The organism is Burkholderia sp. B21-005 (genome assembly GCF_020843965.1).
GTDB classification, from domain to species: domain Bacteria; phylum Pseudomonadota; class Gammaproteobacteria; order Burkholderiales; family Burkholderiaceae; genus Burkholderia; species Burkholderia ambifaria.
In genome coordinates this window covers 2,953,679-2,977,687 of sequence record NZ_CP086301.1, presented here as the reverse complement: position 1 = coordinate 2,977,687, position 24,009 = coordinate 2,953,679, and the positions used below count along the sequence as shown (strand labels likewise).

23 protein-coding genes and 1 riboswitch are annotated in these 24,009 nt (G+C 68.7%); of the genes, 8 read left to right on the top strand and 15 right to left on the bottom strand.

Going from position 1 to position 24,009, the window contains the following annotated elements; translation table 11 throughout:
• Positions 1 to 9: 9 nt before the first annotated feature.
• The 4 genes from ybeY to LMA02_RS13860 all read right to left on the bottom strand — a co-directional run bounded on the left by ybeY (position 10) and on the right by LMA02_RS13860 (position 4,615).
• Positions 10 to 795: an rRNA maturation RNase YbeY gene (gene ybeY, locus LMA02_RS13875; RefSeq protein WP_166725416.1), complete on the bottom strand. Its 786-nt coding sequence runs from the start codon at positions 793 to 795 to the stop codon at positions 10 to 12.
• 157 nt (positions 796 to 952) lie between these two features.
• Complete coding sequence (locus LMA02_RS13870; protein ID WP_006751293.1) at positions 953 to 1,999, bottom strand: PhoH family protein; 1,047 nt, start codon at positions 1,997 to 1,999, stop codon at positions 953 to 955.
• A 33-nt stretch (positions 2,000 to 2,032) separates the two neighbouring features.
• Positions 2,033 to 3,406, bottom strand: a complete 1,374-nt coding sequence (miaB, locus tag LMA02_RS13865) for a tRNA (N6-isopentenyl adenosine(37)-C2)-methylthiotransferase MiaB (protein ID WP_228905622.1) — start codon at positions 3,404 to 3,406, stop codon at positions 2,033 to 2,035.
• Positions 3,407 to 3,682: 276 nt separating this feature from the next.
• Positions 3,683 to 4,615, bottom strand: a complete 933-nt coding sequence (locus tag LMA02_RS13860; protein ID WP_044846801.1) for a LysR family transcriptional regulator — start codon at positions 4,613 to 4,615, stop codon at positions 3,683 to 3,685.
• A 146-nt stretch (positions 4,616 to 4,761) separates the two neighbouring features.
• Here LMA02_RS13860 and LMA02_RS13855 point away from each other — a divergent pair, with 146 nt between their 5' ends.
• The 3 genes from LMA02_RS13855 (at position 4,762) to ribB (ending at position 8,002) form a co-directional block, all read left to right on the top strand.
• Positions 4,762 to 5,937: an MFS transporter gene (locus LMA02_RS13855; RefSeq protein ID WP_228905621.1), complete on the top strand. Its 1,176-nt coding sequence runs from the start codon at positions 4,762 to 4,764 to the stop codon at positions 5,935 to 5,937.
• Between the two features lie 200 nt (positions 5,938 to 6,137).
• Positions 6,138 to 6,821, top strand: a complete 684-nt coding sequence (locus LMA02_RS13850; RefSeq protein WP_166725413.1) for a helix-turn-helix domain-containing protein — start codon at positions 6,138 to 6,140, stop codon at positions 6,819 to 6,821.
• Positions 6,822 to 7,024: 203 nt separating this feature from the next.
• A riboswitch (FMN riboswitch) is annotated at positions 7,025 to 7,173 on the top strand.
• Between the two features lie 118 nt (positions 7,174 to 7,291).
• A complete protein-coding gene (gene ribB / locus LMA02_RS13845; protein WP_228905620.1) occupies positions 7,292 to 8,002 on the top strand; it encodes a 3,4-dihydroxy-2-butanone-4-phosphate synthase in 711 nt (236 codons plus the stop codon).
• Between the two features lie 90 nt (positions 8,003 to 8,092).
• Here the strand turns inward: ribB and LMA02_RS13840 are convergent, their stop codons facing one another.
• The 6 genes from LMA02_RS13840 to LMA02_RS13820 form a co-directional block, all read right to left on the bottom strand.
• Positions 8,093 to 8,779 (bottom strand): HAD family hydrolase, encoded by a 687-nt coding sequence (locus LMA02_RS13840; RefSeq protein WP_228905619.1) that lies wholly within the window; start codon positions 8,777 to 8,779, stop codon positions 8,093 to 8,095.
• A gap of 157 nt (positions 8,780 to 8,936) precedes the next feature.
• Entirely contained in the window at positions 8,937 to 9,923 is a 987-nt protein-coding gene (gene iolG, locus LMA02_RS13835) for an inositol 2-dehydrogenase (protein WP_228905613.1), read from the bottom strand.
• Positions 9,924 to 9,967: 44 nt separating this feature from the next.
• A complete protein-coding gene (locus LMA02_RS35265; protein WP_267478967.1) occupies positions 9,968 to 10,099 on the bottom strand; it encodes a hypothetical protein in 132 nt (43 codons plus the stop codon).
• Between the two features lie 79 nt (positions 10,100 to 10,178).
• On the bottom strand, positions 10,179 to 11,009 hold the full coding sequence (locus tag LMA02_RS13830; RefSeq protein ID WP_228905610.1) for a TIM barrel protein: 831 nt from the start codon (positions 11,007 to 11,009) through the stop codon (positions 10,179 to 10,181).
• Positions 11,010 to 11,044: 35 nt separating this feature from the next.
• Entirely contained in the window at positions 11,045 to 12,079 is a 1,035-nt protein-coding gene (locus LMA02_RS13825; protein ID WP_228905608.1) for a xylose isomerase, read from the bottom strand.
• Positions 12,080 to 12,222: 143 nt separating this feature from the next.
• Positions 12,223 to 13,287: a LacI family DNA-binding transcriptional regulator gene (locus LMA02_RS13820; protein ID WP_175656329.1), complete on the bottom strand. Its 1,065-nt coding sequence runs from the start codon at positions 13,285 to 13,287 to the stop codon at positions 12,223 to 12,225.
• Positions 13,288 to 13,460: 173 nt separating this feature from the next.
• Between LMA02_RS13820 and LMA02_RS13815 the strand changes: the two genes are divergently transcribed.
• Genes LMA02_RS13815 through LMA02_RS13805 form a run of 3 tightly spaced genes read left to right on the top strand, consistent with a single transcriptional unit; the run spans position 13,461 to position 16,146 of the window.
• The gene (locus LMA02_RS13815) at positions 13,461 to 14,546 is read left to right on the top strand and encodes a fatty acid desaturase family protein (protein WP_416378651.1); all 1,086 of its coding nucleotides are present in this window, start codon (positions 13,461 to 13,463) and stop codon (positions 14,544 to 14,546) included.
• A gap of 36 nt (positions 14,547 to 14,582) precedes the next feature.
• On the top strand, positions 14,583 to 14,891 hold the full coding sequence (locus tag LMA02_RS13810) for a non-heme iron oxygenase ferredoxin subunit (protein WP_011657860.1): 309 nt from the start codon (positions 14,583 to 14,585) through the stop codon (positions 14,889 to 14,891).
• Positions 14,892 to 14,895: 4 nt separating this feature from the next.
• Positions 14,896 to 16,146 carry an NAD(P)/FAD-dependent oxidoreductase gene (locus LMA02_RS13805; RefSeq protein WP_228905607.1) on the top strand — a complete coding sequence of 417 codons (1,251 nt, stop codon included), beginning with the start codon at positions 14,896 to 14,898 and terminating at the stop codon, positions 16,144 to 16,146.
• A gap of 126 nt (positions 16,147 to 16,272) precedes the next feature.
• On the opposite strand, the gene LMA02_RS13800 is transcribed toward LMA02_RS13805, so the two are convergent.
• The 3 genes from LMA02_RS13800 to glpD form a co-directional block, all read right to left on the bottom strand.
• The gene (locus LMA02_RS13800; protein WP_014896123.1) at positions 16,273 to 16,989 is read right to left on the bottom strand and encodes an MIP/aquaporin family protein; all 717 of its coding nucleotides are present in this window, start codon (positions 16,987 to 16,989) and stop codon (positions 16,273 to 16,275) included.
• 84 nt (positions 16,990 to 17,073) lie between these two features.
• Complete coding sequence (glpK, locus tag LMA02_RS13795) at positions 17,074 to 18,576, bottom strand: glycerol kinase GlpK (RefSeq protein ID WP_228905606.1); 1,503 nt, start codon at positions 18,574 to 18,576, stop codon at positions 17,074 to 17,076.
• A 111-nt stretch (positions 18,577 to 18,687) separates the two neighbouring features.
• On the bottom strand, positions 18,688 to 20,211 hold the full coding sequence (gene glpD, locus LMA02_RS13790) for a glycerol-3-phosphate dehydrogenase (protein ID WP_228905604.1): 1,524 nt from the start codon (positions 20,209 to 20,211) through the stop codon (positions 18,688 to 18,690).
• Between the two features lie 162 nt (positions 20,212 to 20,373).
• Between glpD and LMA02_RS13785 the strand changes: the two genes are divergently transcribed.
• Positions 20,374 to 20,742 (top strand): hypothetical protein, encoded by a 369-nt coding sequence (locus tag LMA02_RS13785; RefSeq protein WP_228905603.1) that lies wholly within the window; start codon positions 20,374 to 20,376, stop codon positions 20,740 to 20,742.
• Between the two features lie 98 nt (positions 20,743 to 20,840).
• On the opposite strand, the gene LMA02_RS13780 is transcribed toward LMA02_RS13785, so the two are convergent.
• Both LMA02_RS13780 and LMA02_RS13775 read right to left on the bottom strand, forming a co-directional pair.
• Positions 20,841 to 21,038, bottom strand: coding sequence for a hypothetical protein (locus LMA02_RS13780; protein ID WP_228905601.1), 198 nt, complete (start codon positions 21,036 to 21,038; stop codon positions 20,841 to 20,843).
• A 300-nt stretch (positions 21,039 to 21,338) separates the two neighbouring features.
• Positions 21,339 to 22,118, bottom strand: a complete 780-nt coding sequence (locus LMA02_RS13775) for a DeoR/GlpR family DNA-binding transcription regulator (protein ID WP_012364650.1) — start codon at positions 22,116 to 22,118, stop codon at positions 21,339 to 21,341.
• A 224-nt stretch (positions 22,119 to 22,342) separates the two neighbouring features.
• Here LMA02_RS13775 and LMA02_RS13770 point away from each other — a divergent pair, with 224 nt between their 5' ends.
• A complete protein-coding gene (locus tag LMA02_RS13770; protein ID WP_228905599.1) occupies positions 22,343 to 23,983 on the top strand; it encodes a gamma-glutamyltransferase family protein in 1,641 nt (546 codons plus the stop codon).
• Positions 23,984 to 24,009 lie beyond the last annotated feature (26 nt).

The window sequence follows — 24,009 nt, the reverse complement described above, 5'->3', positions numbered from 1 at the left end:
GGACGGCTCTTACTGGTACGGGTTCGGGAAGCCCAGCTTCGCGAGGATGGCGACTTCGAGCGCTTCCATTTCGGCGGCGTCTTCTTCACTCGTCTCGTGATCGTAGCCCTGCGCGTGCAGCGCGCCGTGCACCAGCAGGTGCGCGTAGTGGGCCGCGAGCGGCTTGCCCTGTTCGTGCGCTTCCTTCTCGACGACCGGGCAGCACAGCACGAGGTCGCCGATCACGGTGCCGTCGGGCGCCGGATCGTACGCGAAGGTCAGCACGTTGGTCGGGTAGTCCTTGTGGCGGTAGCCGTCGTTCAGCGTGCGGCCTTCTTCCTCGCCGACGAAGCGCACGGTGAGCTGCGCGCTCGCGAACAGCGCAGGCTCGATCCATTCGGCGATCAGCTTGCGCTTGGGGCAAGCCTTGCGGACGTCGCCGGTGATTTCGTCGCCGTACTGCACGGACAGGTCGAGCTCGAGCTCGCGCGGCTCATCCGCCATTTCCGCGATTTCCTCATCGCGCGGCGCGGGCTCGGCACCGACGTGCAGGGTCACGCTGTCGTAATGCTCGGGCTGCAGTGCGAGCTTCGCGCGCATCGCCGGATCGTTGTGCTGCGCGACGATCGCGACGGCTGCGTCGCCCGAGCTGCCCGACAGGTCGAACATCAGGCTGCGGCCGTCCGGGAAGTCGATTCGCAGCCCCTGCGCGTCGACGGTTCTGGCCTTGCCCTTCGCATCGAACAGCGAAAGACGGGGGGAATCGGGCGCGGCGGACTGGTCGCGCCCGGACTTGCGAGAACGGGAAGATTTCATGACGGGTGCGGCGATTGGAACGCGTTGAGGATACACCAAACGGCCGATCGCTCCCGAATTCGGACCGGCCGCGCGCGGGCGAAAAAAAGCCCGGCGCGCCGTCGGGCGGGCCGGGCCGGGCCGTGTGCCGGTGCGGCGCGCGGGCGCCGCCCGTGCGTCACGCGTCCTTGTGCTGTGCGTGGAAGTCGTCGTACGCCTCGACGATGCGTGCGACGAGCGGATGACGCACGACGTCCACGCTCGTGAAGCGCGTGAGCGCGATGCCGCGCACGCCGCCGAGCACTTGCTGCGCCTCGACGAGGCCGCTCTTGTGCCCGCGCGGCAGGTCGACCTGGCTCGTGTCGCCGGTAACGACGGCCTTCGAGCCGAAGCCGATCCGCGTGAGGAACATCTTCATCTGCTCGGGCGTCGTGTTCTGCGCCTCGTCGAGGATGATGAACGCGTGGTTCAGCGTGCGGCCGCGCATGTACGCGAGCGGCGCGATCTCGATCATCTGGCGCTCGAACATCTTCGCGGTCTTGTCGAAGCCGAGCAGGTCGTACAGCGCGTCGTACAGCGGCCGCAGGTACGGGTCGACCTTCTGCGCGAGATCGCCCGGCAGGAAGCCGAGCCGCTCGCCGGCCTCGACGGCCGGGCGCGTCAGCACGATCCGCTTGACCTGGTCGCGCTCGAGCGCGTCGACCGCGCATGCGACCGCGAGGTAGGTCTTGCCGGTGCCGGCCGGCCCGATGCCGAACGTCACGTCGTGCGACAGGATCTGCTTCAGGTACTCGCGCTGCGCGGGCGTGCGGCCGCGCAGGTCGGCGCGCCGCGTGTACAGCTTCGGCCCAGGTTCCTCGTCGGGCCCAGCGTCGTCGAGCTGGATGGCCGGTTCGTCGAACGGATGGTCCGGGTCGCCGCGAAAGCGCACGTCGAGCGTGTCCTGGCGGCCGTTGCCGGTGGTGTGACGCACTTCGACCAGCGCGAGCTGGATATCGTCGACCGACAGCGGATCGCGCGAGCGGTTGTAGAAGTTCTCGAGCGCCGCGAGCGCGAGCTTCGCGCCGCGCCCGCGAATCGTGATCCGGTGGCCGCGCCGCGCGAGCGTGACGTCGAGCGCCTGTTCGATCTGCCGCAGGTTCTCGTCGAGCGGGCCGCAGAGGTTGGCGAGGCGCGCGTTGTCTTCGCGCGGCGCGGTGAATTCCAGTGCTTGGACGGTCTTCAAAGTAGCGTCGGGCTCCTGTTGAGCGTCAGTCGGTCAGTGGGTGGCCGCGCTCGCGTCGTCGCTCACGAGCAGCAGCTCGCCGCGCAGCGAATGCGGGTACGCATGGTTGATCTTCACGTCGATCATCTGGCCGATCAGGCGCGGGTGCGACGCGAGCGGCGCCGGGAAATTCACGACCCGGTTGTTCTCGGTGCGGCCCGACAGTTCGTTCGGATCCTTGCGCGACGGGCCCTCGACGAGGATCCGCTCGACCTTCCCGACCATCGACAGGCTGATGCGCGCGACGTTTTCCTCGATGGTCGCCTGCAGATGTTGCAGGCGTTTGAGCTTGACCTCGCGCGGCGTGTCGTCGTGCAGGTTCGCGGCCGGCGTGCCGGGGCGCGGGCTGTAGATGAACGAGAAGCTGGTGTCGTAGCTCATCTCGTGCACGAGCGCCATCATCTTGTCGAAATCCTCCTCGGTCTCGCCGGGGAAGCCGACGATCATGTCGGTCGACAGCGACAGGTCCGGGCGGATCGCGCGCAGCTTGCGGATCACCGACTTGTATTCGAGCACCGTGTAGCCGCGCTTCATCGCCATCAGGATGCGGTCGGAGCCGTGCTGGACCGGCAGGTGCAGGTGGCTCACGAGCTTCGGCACCTTCGCGTAGGTGTCGATCAGGCGCTGCGTGAATTCCTTCGGGTGCGACGTCGTGTAGCGGATCCGCTCGATGCCGGGGATGTCGGCGACGTATTCGATCAGCGTCGCGAAATCGGCGATTTCCGTCGAGCCGGCCGTCAGCGCGCCGCGGTACGCGTTCACGTTCTGGCCGAGCAGCGTGACTTCGCGCACGCCCTGGTCGGCGAGGCCGGCCACTTCGGTCAGCACGTCGTCGAGCGGGCGCGACACTTCGTCGCCGCGCGTGTACGGCACGACGCAGTAGCTGCAGTACTTCGAACAGCCTTCCATGATCGACACGAACGCGCTCGGCCCCTCGACGCGCGCGGGCGGCAGGTGGTCGAACTTCTCGATCTCGGGGAACGAGATGTCGACCTGCGCACGGCCGCTCGCGCGGCGCTGGTCGATCATCTGCGGCAGGCGGTGCAGCGTCTGCGGGCCGAACACGAGGTCGACGTACGGTGCGCGCGACACGATCGACGCGCCTTCCTGGCTGGCGACGCAGCCGCCGACGCCGATCAGCAGGCCCGGCTTCGCTTCCTTCAGCTCGCGCACGCGGCCGAGGTCGGAGAACACCTTTTCCTGCGCCTTCTCACGCACCGAGCACGTGTTGAACAGGATGATGTCCGCGTCTTCCGGGGTATCGGTCTTTTCGAGGCCTTCGGCCGCATTGAGCACGTCCACCATCTTGTCCGAGTCGTACTCGTTCATCTGGCAGCCGAAGGTCTTTACGTAAACTTTTTTCGTCATGGGGATTCGCCGTTCGCAGTGGTTGACCTGGGGGCGTCGTCAAGGGTGTATCGGGACGGCTGCAGCGGTGCAGCGGCTCGTGCCGGCGCCGCGTGGCGGACCGGGGCGCGCGGTGCGCGTCGAGCGAGCCTGTCGTGAACTCGTGAAAAGCCGTCGGGCAAGCCTTCCATTATAGCTTTACGCGCCGTCCCGGGCGGCTGGCGGGTTGCAGTCGCGCGACGCCATTCGCCGCGCTCCGACCCCGATATGGCGGCGCGGCGAGTGTCAGTGTCAGCGTCAGCGGCACGCGTTGAGCAGATCGTCGAGCGCCGCTTCCTCGCGCGCGAAGCGTTCGGCGAGGAAGTCGAGCAGCACGCGCACGCGCGGCGCCATGTAGCGCTTGCTGTGATAGATCGCGTGCAGCGGCGCGTCCTGGTGCCGCCAGTCAGGCAGCAGCACGCGCAGCCGGCCGGCGCGCACGTCGTCGGCGATGTCCCACAGCGACTTCAGCGCGATGCCGTGGCCGCGCAGCGTCCATTCGCGGGTGAGGCCGCCGTCGTTGGTCTCGAACGCGGTCGACACCGGCACCGTGTGAGTCTGTACTTCGTCGCCGCGCGTGAAGCGCCATGTGTTCATCGGGCCCGACGCGATCGTGATCACGTTGCAGGGAAAGCGGGCCAGATCGTGCGGATCGGCCGGCACGCCGTGGCGCTCGACGAACGACGGCGCCGCGCACAGCACGCGCCGGTTCGCGGCGAGCCGGCGCGCGATCAACGCGCCGTCGGGCGGCGCGGCGAAGCGGATCGCGAGGTCGATTTCGTCCTGCCACAGGTTCGACGCCGAATCGGACGCCGTCAGCGAGAACGTGACGCCCGGATGCAGCGTGGTGAATTCGTCGAGCCAGTCGAGCAGCTGGTTGCGGCCGAAATCGGACGTCGACGACAGCCGCACCTTGCCGGCCACCACGTTGCGGCCTTCCTGCAGCAGCGCGTGCGCGTCGTCGAGCGCCTGCAGCGCCTGCCGGCAGCAGTTCAGGTAGAGCCGGCCTTCGTCGGTGAGCCGCAGCTGCCTGGTGGAGCGCTCGAACAGTCGCGTCGCGACCTTTGCCTCGAGTTTCGCGAGGCGCGCGCTCGCGGCGGCCGGCGTGAGGTTCAGCTTGCGCCCGGCCGCGGACAGGCTGCCCAGTTCCGCCGCCTCGACGAACAGCCGGATGTCGCCCAGTCGATCCATTGGATTTTCCAGAATCTTTTGAAAATGGTTCAAATGCCACGCCAATTATCAAAGATAGGCGTATTCGGGACAATGCGCGCACATCCCGCTTTTTGTGCGGTGCGGCACCGACCGGGCGCCGCGTCCGCCGCCTTCCGGAGAACGTCATGCCCATCCCGTTACTGGCGCTCGCGATCAGCGCCTTCGCCATCGGCACCACCGAATTCATCATCATGGGGCTCCTGCCTGAAGTCGCGCGCGACCTCGCCGTGTCGCTGCCGTCGGCCGGCCTGCTCGTCACGGGCTACGCGCTCGGCGTCGCGGTCGGTGCGCCGCTGCTCGCGGTGCTGACGAGCCGCATGCCGCGCAAGGCCGCGTTGCTGCTGCTGATGGCGATCTTCATCGTCGGCAACGTGCTGTGCGCGACCGCGTCCGGCTACGCGATGCTGATGGTCGCGCGCGTCGTCACGTCGTTCGCGCACGGCTCGTTCTTCGGGATCGGCGCGGTGGTCGCCGCGTCGCTCGTGCCGGCCGACAAGCGCGCGAGCGCGATCGCGCTGATGTTCACGGGCCTCACGCTGTCGAACGTGCTCGGCGTGCCGTTCGGCACGTTCGTCGGCCAGCTGCTCGGCTGGCGCGCGTCGTTCTGGATCGTCGCCGCGCTCGGCGTGCTGTCGCTCGGCGGCGTCGCGCTGCTGGTGCCGAACCGTCATGACGGCGGGCCCGTCGGCCTCGGCCACGAAGTGCGCGTGCTGAAGGAGCCGCAGGTCTGGCTCGCGCTGCTGATGACCGTGCTTGGCTTCGGCGGCGTGTTCGTCGTGTTCACGTACATCGCGCCGATTCTCGAAACCGTCACCGGCTATTCGCCACGGGCGGTCGCGCTGATCCTCGTGCTGTTCGGCGCCGGCCTGACGGTCGGCAACATGCTCGGCGGCAAGCTTGCCGACCGCGCGCTGATGCCGTCGCTGATCGCGATCCTGGTCGCGCTGATGGCGGTGATGGCCGTGTTCGCGAAGACGAGCCACCTGCCGGTCGCGGCCGCGGCGACGGTGTTCGTGTGGGGGATCGCCGCGTTCGCGACGGTGCCGCCGCTGCAGGCGCGCGTCGTCGAGAAGGCCGCGAGCGCGCCGCATCTGGCGTCGACGCTGAACATCGGCGCATTCAACGTCGGCAATGCGGGCGGTGCGTGGCTCGGCGGACTGGCGCTGCAGCACGGCTTCGCGCTCGATGCGCTGCCGTGGGTCGCCGTGGCGGTGACGTTCGCAGCGCTCGTCGTCACGTGGTTCGCGATGCGGCTCGATGCGCGCGCGCCGGCGCGCGGCGCGGCGCCGGCCGCGCATTGAGCGGCGCTGCGCCGACGCCATGGCGACGGGAAAACGTTCGCGAGGAACACATTCCTCCGCGATGCTGATAACGGTGTGAAGATAACTTCGTTTGCCGGGGCACGGCCGGGTGATAGCGTCTCGATACGCGCCGTTCGTGGCGCAACCCGATTCCGGCTCACCCCATTCGCAGGGCCGCACGGCGGCCCGGAGGCCATGCTATGTCTTCATCCCTGGCGCTGGTGCGCGACGTGTCTTCCTTCGAGTCCGGCGAGGCCGCCGGTGCGCGGACGTCCGCGTCGCTCGACGTCCTCGAGCAGGTCGTCGGCGTGAACCTCGCGCGCTTGCGCGCCGAGCGGCAGTTGTCGCTCGATGCGCTTGCGCGTCTGTCCGGCGTATCGCGCGCGATGCTCGCGCAGATCGAATCCGCACGCAGCGTGCCGTCGATCAAGGTGCTCTGCAAGATCGCCGCGGCGCTGAAGGTGTCGGTCGCCGCCTTCCTGCGCCGCCACGCGGTGAACGGCTTCGAGCATCTGGCGGCGGAGCGCGCGGCGCGCGTCGTCAGCTCGAGCGGCCGTTTCTCGGCGCGTGCGCTGTATCCGGAGGGCGAACCGGCCGCGGCCGAATTCCACGAGCTGCGGATCGCGCCGCTGCACACGGAGCCCGGCACGCGCCGCGCGCCCGGCACGACGGTCAACCTGGTCGTCAGCGAGGGCACGCTCGAAGTCAGCGTGCACGATCGCCGCCAGTTGCTCGCGACCGGCGACGCGATCGTGTTCGACGCCGACCAGCCGTACAGCCTGCGCAACCCGGGCGACAGCGAGGCGCGCGCGTTCCGCGTGACGGTGAGCCCCGAAGTGCCGCCGCGCTGGCTCGTGCCCGACGCCGCGCACGCGGCCGGCTGAGCGCGTGCGGGTTGCCGGGTCGGACCGGCGCCGGTTTCGTTCGGGACGGCTGCGCCGGCCTGGCGTCGGCTTGGCGTCGGCCGTTCGGACGATGCCGTTAGACGGAGTCGTCAGTAAGGTTTTAGGTGTGGTTGGCTGCGCGGTGCGCGCAGCTGAGGTATGCTTGGCCCGCCGGTTCCGGGGCAGTTCCCGGCCGGTAATCAGTGCGTCTTCAGGGCGGGGCGAAATTCCCCACCGGCGGTAGGCTGGCGAAAGCCGGCGAGCCCGCGAGCGCCCGCGCATCCGCGCGGGGTCAGCAGATCTGGTCGAATGCCAGAGCCGACGGTCATAGTCCGGATGAGAGAAGATGTGCAGATAGTCATGTCCGTCAGGGCCGCTTTGCCGTGCGTGCGAGGCGGGTTGTCGTTCTGTCTGTTTGCAATGCCCTGAAACGTTTTTCGCCCAAATCGAAATTGCGAGGAGCGTTTCACATGTCCTTCATGTCCGTTTCGTCGGCACCCGCCGACGCCTTTGCCGATCTCCCGTTGCTCGACTCCGAACCAGTGCCGCAGCGCATCGCCGCCGCGCTCGACGCGTTGCGCGCGGGCCGCGCGGTCGTGTTGCAGGACGATCACGACCGGGAAAACGAGGCCGACCTGATCGTCGCCGCCGAGCGCATCACGCCCGAGACGATGGCGCTCCTGATCCGCGAGTGCAGCGGCATCGTGTGCCTGTGCCTGACCGACGACAAGGTCCGCGCGCTCGAGTTGCCGCCGATGGTGCAGACCAACGAAAGCCGCAACGGTACCGCGTTCACTGTATCGATCGAGGCACGCGAAGGCGTGCATACCGGCGTGTCCGCGGCCGACCGCGTGACGACGATTCGCGCGGCGATCGCCGACGACGCGAAGCCGTACGACATCGTGCGCCCCGGCCACGTGTTTCCGTTGCGTGCGCAACCGGGCGGCGTGCTGGCGCGCCGCGGTCACACCGAAGGGACGGTCGACCTGTCGATCCTCGCGGGTCTGAAGCCGGCCGGCGTGCTGTGCGAGCTGATGAATCCGGACGGCACGATGACGCGCGGTGACGACGTCGAGCGTTTCGCGCAGCAGCACGGGCTGCCGATGCTGACGATCGCGGAGCTGGTCGAATTCCGCGAGGCGCTGGCGGCCGTGCGCGAGCGCTGCTGCGAACCGGCCTGACAGCCGGTGTGGCGGGCGCGCCGATGCGCCCGCGGTACGGCGTGCGAATCGCGCCGCGCGCCGGTCCTGTCGCTGCGGCGTGGCCGTCCGTCAGGACTGCACGTCGCCGAATTCGCCGCGCAGGCCGGCCGCGACGAGCGCCGGCAGTTCATCCATCCTGCGCATGATCCGCGTGATGCCCATCGCGCGCAGCGCGTCCGCGTAGTTGTCGGGGATGTGGCTCGCGCCGACGAACGCGATCGTCTTCATGCCCGCCGTGCGCGCGGCGTTCAGGCCCGACACGCTGTCCTCGACGACGATGCAGCGCTCCGGTGCGACGCCGAGCGTGTGCGCCGCATGCAGGTAGACGTCGGGGTAGGGCTTCGGCCGCGCGACCTGCTCGGAGCTGAACACGCGATCGCCGAAGATTTCGGTGAGCGACGCGCGCTTCAGCGAGCTGCGCACGCGCACGAGCCGGCTGTTCGATACCACCGCGGCCGGCAGGCTGACCTTCAGCAGCGCGTCGCGCACGCCGGTGATCGGCGCGAGCGATTGCGCGAGACCGGTCTCGATGTTGCGCTCGATGGTCTCGATGAAGTCATCCGGCATCCGGATCCCGAAATGTGCTTCGAGCCCGGCGAGAAAGCGCGACGTCTGCTGGCCGAACGCGGACTTCGCGGCGTCTTCGAAATCGAGGTGGGGGAAGGTGGCGGACAGCGTTTCGAACAGCACGCGGTCGGCAATGACTTCGCTGTCGACGAGCACGCCGTCGCAGTCGCAGATAAGGTGATCGAGCATGGTGGTGAAAAGGCGGGTGTCGGCGACGCCGATCATGCCGCCATGATACGTGCTTTCGCGGCCGTGCCGCGCACCGTTCGGCGAGCCGCGTGCGCGGTCGGGCCGAGCCGGCGTACCGGATCCGGCCCGGTATCGCCGCACGGCGGCGGCGCGCGCGTCACACCTCGATCACGCGCCCCGTCTGCCACGACTTCATCGCGGCCTCCGCCAGCTCGAGCGCGGCGAGCCCGTCGTCGATCGTCGTCCTGACCGGCGTGCCATCGCGCAGTGCATCGACGAAGTGCGCGATTTCGGCCGCGTAGGCGTGCCGGTAGCGCTCGAGGAAGAACGGCTCCGGCACATCGGTGGCGATGCCGTTCGCCGACCACGCGGTCACTTCGGTCGGCCGCACGTTGCCGGCCTGCAGCATGCCTGTGCTGCCGAGCAGCTCGAAGCGCTGGTCGTAGCCGTACGCCGCGCGGCGCGACGTATTGATCTGGCACAGCAGGCCGCGCCGCGTGCGGATCGTCACGGCGGTCGAATCGAGGTCGCCGGCGTCGCCCACGGCCGGATCGGTCAGGCAGCTGCCGGTCGCATGCAGCGTCTGCGCTTCGTCGCCGAGGATCCAGCGGAACACGTCGAAGTCGTGGATCAGCATGTCCTTGAAGATGCCGCCCGAGCTGCGGATGTAGTCGACGGGCGGCGCGCCGGGGTCGCGGCTCGTGACGACCAGCATTTCCGGCGCGCCGATGTCGCCGCGCTCGACGCGCGCCTTCAGCGCGGCGAAGGTCGGGTCGAAGCGGCGCTGGAAGCCGAGCATGCAGGTGACGCCGCGGCGGCGCACGACCTCCGCGCATTCGCGCGAACGTGCGACGCTCAGATCGACCGGCTTCTCGCAGAACACGGCCTTGCCCGCGTTCGCCGCCGCGACGATCAGGTCCGCGTGCGTATCGGTGCTCGATGCAATCACGACGGCCTGCACGGACGTGTCGCCGAGCGCGCGTTCGATGTCGGCGACCTGCGCGCCGTGCGTGTGCGCAAGCGTATCGGCCGACGGCGCATGCCGATCGACCACGTACTTGAGTTTCGCGCCCGGGTGGCGCGCCAGATTCGCCGCGTGGATCTTCCCGATTCTTCCCGCACCGAACAAAGCGAATTCGATCATGCCGTTCTCCTGTTGACTCCGTTGGGTTCCGACAGCGCGCGGCGTCAGAACGAATGGTTGATGCCGATGTTCGCGCCGGTCCGCGAACGGCCCGGCAGCGGATTCGCGAGGTTGTCGTTGTCCATGCCGGGGTTGTTGTTCGCGGCCGAGAAATTCGAGCCGCTCGCGTTGCGCACCTGCGCTTCGACAGGCTGTACGCGCCGCCGAGCGCGAACATCGGCGCGTGGCCGGACGGACCGTGCGTCGCCGCGACGCTCAGCGAGCCGCGAGCTCGCCGCGGAGGTAATCGATGCTGGCGCGCAGCCGCTGTTCGATGTCATCCGCTTCGGCGATCTCGTTCGCGAACGGCTCGAACGAGAACGCGCCGCGATAGCCGCGCGCGAGCAGCTCGCGCAGTTGCCGGACGTTGCCGAGCCGGTCGGCCATGCCGACCAGCACGCGATGGCCGTCGCGCATCCGGTCGACCGGCAGGTCGCTTTCCTCGACACCCGAGATGTGCACGAGGCCCGTCAGGTTCGGGAAGAAGATGTCCTCGCCCGACAGGTGATGGTGGAACGTGTCGTGCACGAGGCGGAATACCTGTTCGCCCGCCGCGGCGTAGATGCCCTTCACCGCGTCCGACTTGCGGCGCAGCGCGCATTCCTCGAAGCCGAGCGGCTCGATGAAGCCGAGGAGGCCGCGTGCAGCGAGGATCGGCTTGAGCGCGTTCAGCGCCTTCACGAGATCCGCGTGGCGCGTGTCGGCGTCGCGGGTGTCGGCGCGGCTGTTGGTCGGGCACAGCACCAGTGCGCGTGCGCCGCATTGCGCGGCGTAGTCGGCGAGCACGGTTGCTTCGTCCGCGCGCTCGGCATTCCATTGCTCGAAGCGCTGCAGCGCGTTGATCGTCAGGATCGTCACGCCGCCGGCCTCGGCCGTCGCGCGCACGGCCGACGCCGGCGTGCCGTCGGTGATCTCGACGCCGTCGAGATCATTGCGGATCTCGATCGAGTCGACGCCGAGCCGCCGGCACAGTGCGACATAGCGGTCGAGCGGCAGGCGCGGCGCGCTCATCCGGTTCAGCGAAAAATGGAATGCTGGTTGCGTCATCGTTCGGTCCTCAGGTCTCGGGTGGGGCGGGCGAATCAGGTGAAGCTGCGCGCGCTGCCGCCGGCCGGCGTGTCCGGCGGCTGCGCGGCAAGCGCGTGCCACGTGGCGCGCAGCCACTGCGCGCACGCGACGTTGTTGTCGAAGATCGAATAGCGGGCGCCGCCGCCGTAGTCCGGAAACGGGATGAACTCGCAGCTGATCTGCCCGAGCCGTGTCGGTCGTGTTTGGACCTGCCACTGCAGCAACTGCCGAAGCGCCGTCTTCCACGTGTCGAGCGCCGCCGCATGCCAATCGCCGTGATAGGCGCCGGGCGCCGGTTCGACGAACGGGTACTGGATTCCGCGGCCGGGCCGGCCGTCCGCGCGGCGCATCCAGCGGTTCGCCGGATTGTTCGGGATCACGCTGCGCGCATGCGCGTGCCGGACCCAGCCGCGTGCGGTCCAGTCGGCGTAGACGGCCGACGGCGACGCCGGGTCGAGCAAGTGGCGCGCGCTGCCGGCCGGCTCGTGCAGGCCCGACGCGTCGAGTTCGCCGCGATTGCCGATCTTGAACAGCAGATGCGAATGGTCGAGCGTGATCCTGAACGGCGCGCCGGCCTGCTCGACGCATTGCGCGACGCGCGCGACCCGCCGGAAATCCTCGCTCCACATGTCGACGTGCACTTCGAGGCTCGGCAGGCAGCCGACCGGCTCGCCGCGTTCGTACGCGCGCAGGTAGAAGGCGGCGACTTCGCGGTCCGACAACGGATGACCGTCCGCATGATGAGCGTACAGCTGGCAGTTGAGCACCGTGCTGCCGAACCGCGCGCCGGCGTCGATGATCGCGTCGACGTGCGTTTCGTCGCGGCCGGCGCACCAGATGCCGCCGATCACGCGAATCGGCAGCGCATGCCGGTCGACCAGCGCGAAGTACGGCGCGAGATCCTCGCCGCGCACGGGGTTCTTTTCGACATAGTCGAACACGCCGGCGCCGGCGATCATCCGGAACCGCTCGGCGGGTGTGGGCAGCGGCAGGCCGTCGTGTTCGAGCACGCCGTCGAGGTTCACGCCGATGAGGATCGCTTCAGCCATCGTCTCCCGTCCGTCCTGGTCCCTGGATGGCTGCCAAATGTACGGACATGCCGCGCGCGCCGCATGACAAACGTTGACGAAAAATCGCCAATGCGGCGGTCGATTTTTTCGCGCCGCGCCTGCGCGCGACGCGCGACGCGGCGTCAGGTCTGCAGATACGCGCTGGTGCGCACGTTGGCCGAGCAGAACACGCGGAATTCGACCGGGTCGCCCGGCGGCGGCTGGTCGACGATGCCGCACGCATGCAGCACATGCTGCAGCGCGGAGATCGCCTGGCCGTCCGGATCCTGGTCGATCGCGATGTCCATCGAGCCGGCCTCGATGTAGGTGCGGTGCAGGTCGATCATCTCGTGCCCGACCCAGACGACGCGTCCGGCCGCTCCCGCCTTGCGCAGCGCCGCCTCGATGCCGGCCGAGCCGGCGCCGCTGTTGTAGATCCCGACGATATCGTCGTACGTGTGCAGCGCGTTCGTGACCGCGCGGTAGCAGCGGTCGTCCTGGTCGAGCGTTTCGACCGGCGCATCGTCGCAGGCGAGGGCGGCGAACGCCTCCTTCAGCTGGTCGACGCAGCCGGCCATCCGGTCGGCGTGCGCGCGATAGCCCATGCGTCCGCCCAGTAACAGCACGCGGCCGGGGCGCGCCGCGAGGCGGCCGATGTAGTAGCCGGCGGTGCGCCCGGCGCGATAGTTGTCGATGCCCGCGTAGTGCACGCGCGCGCCGCCGCCGATGTCGGTGACCATCGTGACGACGGTTTCGCCGCGCGCGATCGCGCCGGCCAGCGCATCGCGCACGCGCGGCGTGTCGCGTGCCGTGACGATCAGCGCCGCGCGCCGATAGGCGGGCCGCTCGATCAGCGCGGCGGCGCGTTCGTCGTCCGCGGCGGGCAGGATGGTCCGGTGCACGACCACGCGCCGGTCGAGCATCTGGAGCGAGCGTTGCAGCGCCTGCTGCAGCCGCCGGAAGAACGGTGCGTCGGTGTCCGGCAGCAGGACGTCGACGTGGAGCAGCCCGTGCCGCGTGTCGGGCAACTGGCGCGGCACGCCGAGCTGGCGCGCGGCCGCCACCACGCGTTCGCGCGCCTGCGCGGACACGCTGCCGCGCTCGTTCAGCACGCGGTCGACGGTGGTCGTGCTGACCCCGGCGAGTGCCGCGATCTCGTCGAAGCGCGCGGTGCGCTTGCGCCAGCGCGGACCGGACGGGTCGGTCATGGTCGTCTCCATGTGGGTCGTCGCCATCGATGCGTGGCGCTGTCCGGAACGCTAAAGCGATGGCGAAATTTCGTCAACGTTTCGATTGAGCGGGCCAGGGCCGTCGCCTAATTTTGAATGCATGACGAAGCGCTCGCCGCGCTTCCCGCGAACGAATAAACCAGGAGACACGCGTGGCCCATACGGACGACCAGGCGCACGATCGCAGCGCGGCGGCGCGCCGTCAGGAATACCGAATGATCGGCGGCGCCGGCGAGCGCGCGCAGGCGGCGGGGCTCGTCAACGCCGAGTGGTACCGGTGCCCGGTGCCGCGGCCGCTGCTGAAGCAGCTGATGCAGCGCGACGATGCGCATGCGATCCGCGACACGCTGATCTGGTACGCGGCGATCGTCGCGAGCGGCGTGCTCGCGTGGCTCGCATGGCGTGCGCATTCCGCGTGGGCGATTCCCGCGTTCTTCGTGTACGGCACGCTCTACTGCAGCCCGGCCGACTCGCGCTGGCACGAGTGCGGGCACGGCACCGCGTTCCGCACGCGCTGGATGAACGACGTGCTGTACCAGGTCGCGTCGTTCCAGGTGTTCCGCCGCGCGACGGTATGGCGCTGGAGCCACGCGCGCCATCACACCGACACGCTCGTCGTCGGGCGCGATCCGGAGATCGCCGCACCGAAGCCGACCGACTGGCTCGGGCTCGCGCTGAACGTGATTGCGCTCAAGCATGTGGCGAGCGAGCTGCGCAAGATGGTCGTGCTCGCGTTCGCCGGCCGGCTCGACGACGCGGAGCGCACCTACGTGCCCGAATCGGAGTGGCCGAAGGTCGTGCGCGAAGCGCGGATTCATCTGACCGTTTATGCCGTCGTGATCGCCGCGGCGCTGTACTGGCACACGATCCTGCCGCTGCTCTACATCGGGTTGCCGAGCCTCTACGGCGCGTGGCTGTACCTGTACTTCGGCCTCACGCAGCACGCGGGCATGCCCGAGAACGTGCTCGATCACCGGCGCAACTGCCGGACCGTGATGATGAATCCGGTGTTCCGCTTCCTGTACTGGAACATGAACTACCACGTCGAACACCACATGTTCCCGATGGTGCCGTTCCACGCGCTGCCGAAGCTGCACGACGCCGTGAAGGCCGACATGCCGCCGCCGTACCCCAGCACGCTGGCCGCGTATGCGGAGATCGTGCCGGCGCTCGTCCGGCAGACGCGCGACCCGTCCCATCACGTCGTGCGGCCGGTGCCGGACGCCGCGCGTGCGTGACCGGCATCGAAGATTCCAACGAAGGAGACACGCATCATGACGCAATGGATCGACACCGGCGCCCTCGACGATATCGACGACGAGGACGTCGCCCGCTTCGACCACGACGGCCGCACGTACGCGATCTACCGGATCGACGGGAACGTGTATGCGAGCGACGGGCTGTGCACGCACGAGCACGTGCATCTCGCGGACGGGCTGGTGATCGACCACGTGATCGAATGTCCGAAGCACAACGGGCGCTTCGACGTGCGCGACGGCCGCGCGCTGTCGGCGCCGGCCTGCGAAAAACTGCGCACCTACCGCGCGAAGGTCGAGGACGGCCGCATCCTGATCGAGGTGTGACGCGATGGCGAACGACCGGGTGATGGCGATCGTCGGCGCGGGACATGCGGGCGGCCGAGCGGCGCAGGTGCTGCGCGAGGGCGGCTGGCGCGGGCGCATCGTGCTGATCGGCGCGGAGGCGCACCTGCCGTACGAGCGGCCGCCGTTGTCGAAGGGGGGGCTGACCGGCGAGCGCAGCGCGGCGCAATGCGGGCTGCGCGATCCGGAGGCGTGGCGCGCGGACGGCATCGATCCGCTCGTCGCGACGGTCGAGCGGATCGATCCGGTTGCGCGCGAGGTACACGTATCGGGCGGCCGCGGCTTCGCCTACGACGCACTGCTGCTCGCGACCGGCGGCCGCGCGCGCCGCCTCGCGATTCCGGGTGCGCAACTCGACGGCGTATTCGCATTGCGCACGCTCGACGATGCGGCGGTGCTCGGCGCGCGGCTCGTGCCCGATGCGCGGATCGTGCTGATCGGCGGCGGCTTCATCGGCCTCGAGGTCGCGGCGTCGGCGCGCTCGCGCGGCGCGCGCGTGAGCGTGCTCGATGCGGCGCCGCGCCTGCTCGGGCGCGCGGTGCCGGAGCCGATCGCGGCACGCGTGCAGGCGCTGCATGTGCAGCGGGGCGTGTCGATCGTCCTGAACCGCCGGCCCGTCGCGATCGAGCGGATGGCGGACGGCACGCTGGCCGTCGTGCTCGACGACGGCGACACGCTGATCGCCGATACGGTGGTCGCCGGCATCGGGATCGAACCGGCCGACGAGCTGGCGCGCGACGCGGGCCTCGTCGTCGAGCGCGGGATCGTCGTGAACGCGCGGCTCGAGACATCGGCGCGCGGCATCTATGCGGCCGGCGATGTCGCGGTGTTCCCGAGCGCGGCGTCAGGGCGGCTCGTGCGTCAGGAAACCTGGCACGGCGCCGAAACGCAGGCGCGCGTCGCCGCCCGCAATATGCTCGGCGCCGACGAACCGTATCGCGAGCTGCCGTGGTTCTGGTCCGATCAATACGACGCCCAGCTGCAGGTCGCCGGCGAGCCCGCGCTCGGCGAGCGGACGGTCGCGCGCGTGCTCGGCGACGACGCGGAAATCCATTTCCACTTCGATGCGGGCGAGCGGCTCGTCGCGGCGAGCGGCTTCGGCCGTGCGTCGGGATTCGTGAAGGAGATGCGTGTCGCGCGCCTGCTGGTCGAGCGCGGGATCGGCGTGAGCCCGGCCGCGGTCGCGGATGCGGGGGTGAAGCTGAAGTCGCTGGTGCCGGCCGCGGGCGAGCGCTAGCGGCGGTGTGGAGTGCCGGCGCAGCAGCGGCCGTGCCAGGAGGGAAGAGGGTGGAGGGAGAAGGGCGGAGGAACCGGAAGCGCGCGGCAACTGCCGCCGCGCGCTCGAACTCGAGTGAAACGTTGCTCAGGCCATCGCGTGCAGACGCAGATACAGGCCGGCCGCGGCGGCGCCGCCGAGCAGCGGGCCGATCACCGGCACCCACGCATAGCGCCAGTCGCTGTCGCGCTTGCCGGGGATCGGCAGCAGCGCATGCATCAGGCGCGGCGACAGGTCGCGCGCCGGGCTCATCGCATAGCCGGTCGGGCCGCCGAGCGAGATGCCGATGCCGAGCACGAGCAAGCCGACGGGCAGCGCGTCGAGCGCGCCGAGGCCGACCTGCGGCGACGCGAGGTACAGCACGCCGAGAATCAGCACGAACGTGCAGATCGCTTCGGTCAGCACGTTGTGCGTGACGCTGCGGATCGCGGGCGCCGTGCAGAACACCGCGAGCTTCAGGTCCGCATCGACTTCCTTCGCGAAGTGCTGGCGATACGCGAGCCACACGAGCAACGCGCCCGCCATCCCGCCGAGCATCTGCGCAAGAATGTAGCCGCCGACCTTCGACCATGCGAACTTGCCCGCGAGCGCGAGGCTGATCGTGACGATCGGGTTCAGGTGCGCGCCGCTGAACGAAGCCGTCACGTAGACCGCGACGAACACCGCCATCGCCCAGCCCATCACGATGACGATCAGATCCGCGCCTTTGCCCTTGGTCTTCGCAAGCAGCACGTTTGCGACCGCGCCGTTGCCGAGCAGCACGAGGATCGCCGTGCCGATGAATTCCGCAATATAAGGTGACATGTTGTCTCTCGTAGATGACGGCGGACTCGCGCGCCGCGCGGTCCGCCGGTGTTGTTGTATTTCGTTTGTATAGGTGTGCTGCGGTTACTGCGTGTCGTCGGCCCATGCCTTGGCGGCGCGCACCGCGCGCTGCCAGCCGGCCATGCGTTGCTCGACCTGCTCCTTCGGCATCGACGGCGAGAAGTGGCGATCGAGCTGCCACTGGCTGCGCACTTCGTCGAGGTTCTTCCAGTAGCCGATCGCGAGGCCGGCGAGGTAGGCCGCGCCGAGCGCGGTCGTCTCGGTGATCTGCGGACGCACCGCGTCGACGCCGAGCAGGTCGGCCTGGAACTGCATCAGCAGGTCGTTCGCGCTCGCGCCGCCGTCGACGCGCAGCTCGCCGATGCTGATGCCCGAGTCGGCCTCCATCGCGGCCAGCACGTCGAGCGACTGGTACGCGATCGCATCGAGCGCCGCACGCGCGAGGTGCGCGGACGTCGTGCCGCGCGTGACGCCGAACACCGAACCGCGCGCCCGCGCGTTCCAGTGCGGCGCGCCGAGGCCGGCGAACGCAGGCACGAGATAGACGCCGTCGGTATGCGGCACGCTCGCGGCGAGCGCTTCGATTTCGGCGGCGGTCTTGATGATGCCGACGCCGTCGCGCAGCCATTGCACGACCGCGCCCGCGATGAAGATGCTGCCTTCGAGCGCGTACTGCACGTCGTCGCCGATCTGCCAGGCGATCGTCGTGACGAGGTTGTTCTTCGACTCGATCGGCTTGTCGCCGGTGTTCATCATCAGGAAGCAGCCGGTGCCGTAGGTGTTCTTCACCATGCCCGACGTCGTGCACATCTGGCCGAACAGCGCCGCGTGCTGGTCGCCGGCGATGCCCGCGAGCGGGATCTTCGACGCGAACACGGTGGTTTTCGTGTGGCCGTAGATTTCCGACGACGCCTTCACGTCCGGCAGCATGCTGCGCGGGATGTCGAGCAGTTCGAGCAGCTCGCTGTCCCACTCGCGCGTGTGGATGTTGAACAGCATCGTGCGCGACGCGTTCGTCACGTCGGTCACGTGCAGCTCGTGCTTCGTGAAGTTCCACACGAGCCAGCTGTCGACGGTGCCGAACGCAAGCTTGCCCTGGCGCGCCTTGTCGCGCGCGCCCGGCACGTTGTCGAGGATCCAGCGGATCTTCGTCGCGGAGAAGTACGAGTCGATCGGCAGGCCGGTCTTCGCGCGCACCTTCGCCTCGAGGCCCTGCTTCTTCAGCGAATCGCAGAAGTCGGCGGTGCGGCGGTCCTGCCAGACGATCGCGTTGTAGACGGGCTGGCCCGTCTCGCGATCCCAGACGATCGTCGTCTCGCGCTGGTTGGTGATGCCGATCGCGGCGATCGACGTGCCGTTCAGGCCGGTGCGCGTGACGGCTTCCGCCGCGACGCCCGCTTGCGTCGACCAGATTTCCTGAGGGTCGTGCTCGACCCAGCCGGGTTGCGGGTAGATCTGTTCGAATTCCTTCTGGGCGATCGATACGATATTGCCCTGGCGATCGAACAGCATTGCGCGGGAACTCGTGGTGCCCTGGTCAAGCGCGAGGATGTACTGGTCCTGCATGTCTCTCATCTCCATCCGTGGATCGGCGTAGTTGTGATGCGCGCCGCATGTCGGGCGGCGCGTCGGTGAATCAACATCGGTAAGGCAACTGCAACTGCAACTGCAAGCGGATCATGCGTGCGGCGCGTGCGCGGCCGCGAACCATGCGTCGACCGCGGCCGTCACCGCGTCGAGCGTGCCCGGCGCGACGTGCAGGCCGAGCTTCGAGCGACGCCACAGCACGTCCTGCGCGCAGGTCGCCCATTCGACGTCGCGCAGGTAGCGCAGTTCGGCGTCGTGCAGGCCCGGCGCGATTTCGGTGCCGAGATCGGCGAGCGAGCGCGCGCCGTCGACCACGCGTACGGCACGCGTGCCGTACGCACGCGCATAGCGGCGCGCAAGCGCGGCGGGCAGCCACGGATGGCGCTTCGCGAACGCATCGGCGAACACGTCGAACTTCGCGTTCGCGATGTCGCCACCCGGCAGCGGCGCGCCGGCGGTCCAGGTCTTCGCATCGCGGCCGAGCGCGCCGCACAGCAGGTCGCCGGCTTCTTCCGCGAGCTTGCGGAAGGTCGTGATCTTGCCGCCGAACACCGACAGCAGCGGCGCGCCGGCGCCGTCGTCCAGCTCGAGGCGGTAGTCGCGCGTGACGGCCGATGCGTTCGCCGCGTTCTCGTCCTCGAGCAGCGGGCGCACGCCCGAATAGGTCCAGTGCACGTCGGCCGGCGAGATCTTGCGCTTGAAGTAGCGGTTGATCGAATCGCACAGATACTGCGTCTCGTCGCGATCGATCGCGACCTTCGCGGGATCGTTCGTGTATTCGACGTCGGTCGTGCCGATCAGCGTGAAGTCGTGCTCGTACGGAATCGCGAAGATGATCCGCTTGTCCGGATTCTGGAAGATGTACGCGTGGTCGTGATCGAACAGGCGCCGCGTGATGATGTGGCTGCCCTTCACGAGCCGCACGCTGTGCTGCGCGCCGCGGCCGAGCGCGCCGTGCAGCACGTCGCCGACCCACGGGCCGGCCGCGTTCGCGACCGCGCGCGCACGCACGACGCGGATCGAGCCGTCCGCGTGCTGCAGCCGCGCTTCCCATTCGTCGCCGTGACGCTCCGCCGACACGAGCTTCGTGCGCGTGAGGATCTCGGCGCCGCGCTCCTTTGCGTCGAGCGCGTTCAGCACGACGAGGCGCGCATCGTCGACCCAGCCGTCCGAATACACGAAGCCGCGCTTGATCGAGTCGATCAGCGGCGTGCCGGCCGCATGGCGGCGCATGTCGATGCCGCGCGAGCCGGGCAGCAGTTCGCGTTTCGCGAGGTGATCGTAGAGGAACAGGCCGATGCGGATCAGCCAGGCCGGCCGCAGGTTCGGCATGTGCGGCATCACGAAGCGCAGCGGCCACATGATGTGCGGCGCCGCGCGCAGCAGCGTCTCGCGCTCCTGCAGCGCTTTGCGCACGAGGCCGAATTCGTTGTATTCGAGGTAGCGCAGGCCGCCGTGAATCAGCTTCGTGCTGCACGACGACGTGTGCGACGCGAGGTCGTCCTGCTCGCAGAGCAGGACCGACAGGCCGCGGCCGGCCGCGTCGCGCGCGATGCCCGCGCCGTTGATGCCGCCGCCGACGACGAGCAGATCGTAGCGATTCGGTTGGGTCACCTGCTGTCCTTATCGTCTGATGGAAATGGGCGAACATGAAATGTTCGAATTCGAAATTTAACGAACGAAATCGAAAAAGTAAAGTTCGAAAAAGCGGGGCCAGTAGCGCGCGCGGCGATCCCGGACGATACTGGCGGAATCGACCGTTTCGCGAGGTGAATCATGCGTATTGGGATGTGGGCCGGCGTTTGCGCCGTCGTTCTGGCAGGGTGCAGCGCCGGCACGCCGCCGCTTGCCGGCAACTGGCGTGCGCCATCATTCGTCGACCTGCAGACGTCGTGCGGCGGCACCGCCCACGATTGGGGCGCGGACGCGCAGCCGGTCTACTCGACGCTGTACGACGCGTACGTGGCGAAACGGTATCGCGGACTCACGCAAGCGAACTATTGCACGTTCGTAAACGAACTTTCGGCGCGCTATGCGGCACCCGATGCGGCGGGGCGCGCCGGCTGGGTCGCGTATTTCAACGGCGCACGCGCACAGGCCGTCAGCTGGCGGGCCGCGGTCGATCCGACGTTGCGCGGCGGATGACGCGGGAAAGCTGAGGGAGGCGGGAAAAGCGGGACAAGCGGGAAAAGCGGCGCGGCCGGGAATCCGGCCGGCGCGCTCAGGTCAGGATCAGTGGTGTTTCATGAATATCGGTATCTGATAGATCGCAATGCGGCGTCGCCGGTCTCGGTCACGCAGTATTTGCGTCCCGAGCCGAGCCCTTCCAGGCGGACGAGCTGCTGTTCGAGCAGTGCGTCGATTTCGTCCCGATCCATGTTGGTTTGATCGGGAGCATCCTTCACAAGCAATAGCGTGGCGAATTCATGCGGACTCAGCATCGTTCTCTCCATGGCGACCAGTATGCCCGCGCGGCTGGCGCGAACGCCGCTGCGCGATACCCCGCGGGGTATGGCTTGGGGGGAAAGCTGTATTCGCCGGCCTTGGGATTCGCACACGCCTTGGCACGGGCATCGTGCGAACGGGCCGGGGAACTGGAGTCTAGTCGAGCGCGCGGGCAACGACAAATCGTGCCCCGTTAATTTTCAGTTTGACAGGCACGCGGGCCGCTAGCGGTTCGGTCGGTGCGCCAACTTCTTGATTTCACTTGAAGTTTCGGGTGCGGTGCAGCATCGGAAGTGTCATTCGGCGACGTACACTTCGGTGCCCGCGGCGGCCACCGCGTCGGCCATCTCCGGCGGCAGCGGCTTGTCGGTGAAGAGCGCATGGACCTGGCTCAGATGCCCCTGGCGCACCAGCGCCGGGCGGCCGACCTTCGAGTGGTCGGCGACGAGATAGACCGTGCGCGCATGCTGCATGATCGCCTCGGCCACGCGCACCTCGCGCGTGTCGAAGTCGCGCAGCGTGCCGTCGGCCTCGATCGCCGACGTGCCGATGATCGCGTAGTCGACCTTGAACTGGCGGATGAAGTCGATCGCGAGTTCGCCGACGATGCCCTTGTCCCACGGCCGCACGATGCCGCCCGTGATCAGCACCTCGCAGTCGGGATAGCCGCTCATCATCGACGCGACGTTCAGGTTGTTCGTGATCACGTGCAGCCCGTGATGGCGATTCAGCGCGCGCGCGACTTCCTCGGTCGTCGTGCCGAGGTTGATGAACAGCGAGGCCTGGTCGGGGATGTGCGACGCCGCCAGCGCCGCGATGCGCCGCTTCTCGTCGTGGAACATCCGCTGGCGCGCGGTGTACGACACGTTCTCCGAGCTGGTCGGCAGGCTCGCGCCGCCGTGGTAGCGGCGCAGCAGGTTCAGGTCCGCGAGCCAGTTGACGTCGCGGCGGATCGTCTGCGGCGTGACCGCGAAGTGCGCGGCGAGATCGTCGACGGTCACGAAGCCGTCGCGCTGCACCCATTCGAGCAATTCCTGCTGGCGCGCGTTGAGGGTGAGGCGGGGATCTCGGGTCATGGCTGGGCGGTCGGATCGTGAGGCGGAGCGCGTATTGTAAGGGGCGGGAAGGGCGTTCGGCCGGCGCAGGGCGCACGGTGGCCCTTCATTCATGCGGAAAGTGCATGGATTCATTTGACAAATGAATTTGCGCGATCGCACGGATCGCGCTGCAATGGCGGACTGTCCGCGCACGCCGATCTTGCGCGCGGCGCGTTCATTCAGCTTTCGACGAGGTGGAACCGATGACTGGCTTCAACTGGCACAACCCGTATCCCACGATCCGCATTCCGGTGTTTGCGCGCAACGTCGTGTCGACGTCGCACCCGCTTGCCGCGCAGGCCGGGCTGCGGATGCTGTGGAAGGGCGGCAATGCCGTCGATGCGGCGCTGGCCGCCGCGGCCGCGATCACCGTGGTCGAGCCCGTGTCGTGCGGGCTCGGCGGCGATGCGTTTGCGCTCGTATGGGACGGCGGGCGGTTGTCCGGGCTGAATGCGTCGGGTGTCGCGCCGGCCGCGTGGAACCCCGACTACTTCCGCAAGCGCCACGGCGAGGACGCGCACGGCATCGCGAACAAGCCGACGCGCGGCTGGGACACCGTGACGGTGCCGGGCGTGATCGCGGGCTGGGAAGCACTGCATGCGAAGTTCGGTTCGCTGCCGTTCGCGGACCTGCTCGAGCCGGCGATCGAGCTCGCCGAGCGCGGCTATTCGGTGTCGCCGATCGTCGCGCACAAGTGGGCGGCCGCGGTGCCCGAGCTGCAGGGGCTGCCGGGCTTCGCCGATACTTTCATGCCGCGCGGGCGGGCACCGCTCGTCGGCGAGCGCATGTGCCTGCCGGGCCATGCGCGGACGCTGCGCACGCTCGCGAAGGACGGCCCGCGCGCCTTCTACGAGGGCGCGCTCGCCGGGCAGCTCGCGGCGTTCGCGCGCGAAGGCGGCGGCGCATTGACCGAAGCCGATCTGCACGGGTACCGCCCGGAATGGGTCGAGCCGATCGGCAAGCGCTTCGGCAGCCACACGATCCACGAGATCCCGCCGAACGGGCAGGGCATCGCCGCGCTGATCGCGCTCGGGATCGCCGAGCATGCGGGCGTGACCGAATGGCCCGTCGATTCGGTCGACTCGCAGCACCTGCAGATCGAGGCGATGAAGCTCGCGTTCGCGGACGTCTATCGCTACGTCGCCGATCCGCGCGCGATGGAACTGACGCCCGAACAGATGCTCCACGACGCGTATCTCGCCGAACGCGCGAAGCTGATCGATCGCACGCGCGCGACGCACTTCGCCGCCGGGCGGCCGCAATCGGGCGGCACGATCTATCTGTCGGCGGCGGACGAGCGCGGGATGATGGTGAGCTTTATTCAGTCGAACTACATGGGCTTCGGCTCGGGGCTCGTCGTGCCCGGGACGGGCATCGCGTTGCAGAACCGCGGGCACGGCTTCTCGATGGACCCGGGCTCACCGAACGTCGTCGCGGGCGGCAAGCGGCCGTTCCACACGATCATCCCGGCGTTCGTCACCGAGGAGATCGACGGCCGCACCGAGGCCGTGATGAGCTTCGGCGTGATGGGCGGCGACATGCAGCCGCAGGGCCATCTGCAGACCATCGTGCGGATGCTCGGCTATGGACAGCAGCCGCAGGCTGCCTGCTGCGCGCCGCGCTGGAAGGTCAATCGCGACTTCACGCTCGACGTCGAGGCGACGATGAACCGCGAGACGGTCGAGGCGCTCGCCGCGCGCGGCCATACGATCAAGTCGATCGACGATCCTTACATGGATTTCGGCTCGGGGCAGTTCGTGTGGCGCCTCGATCCCGACGATCCCGACCGCGGCTACGTGGCCGCGAGCGACAGCCGTCGCGATGGCCTCGCGGCCGGTTTCTGACGGAACGCTTCCAGTTTGTTGCGCGC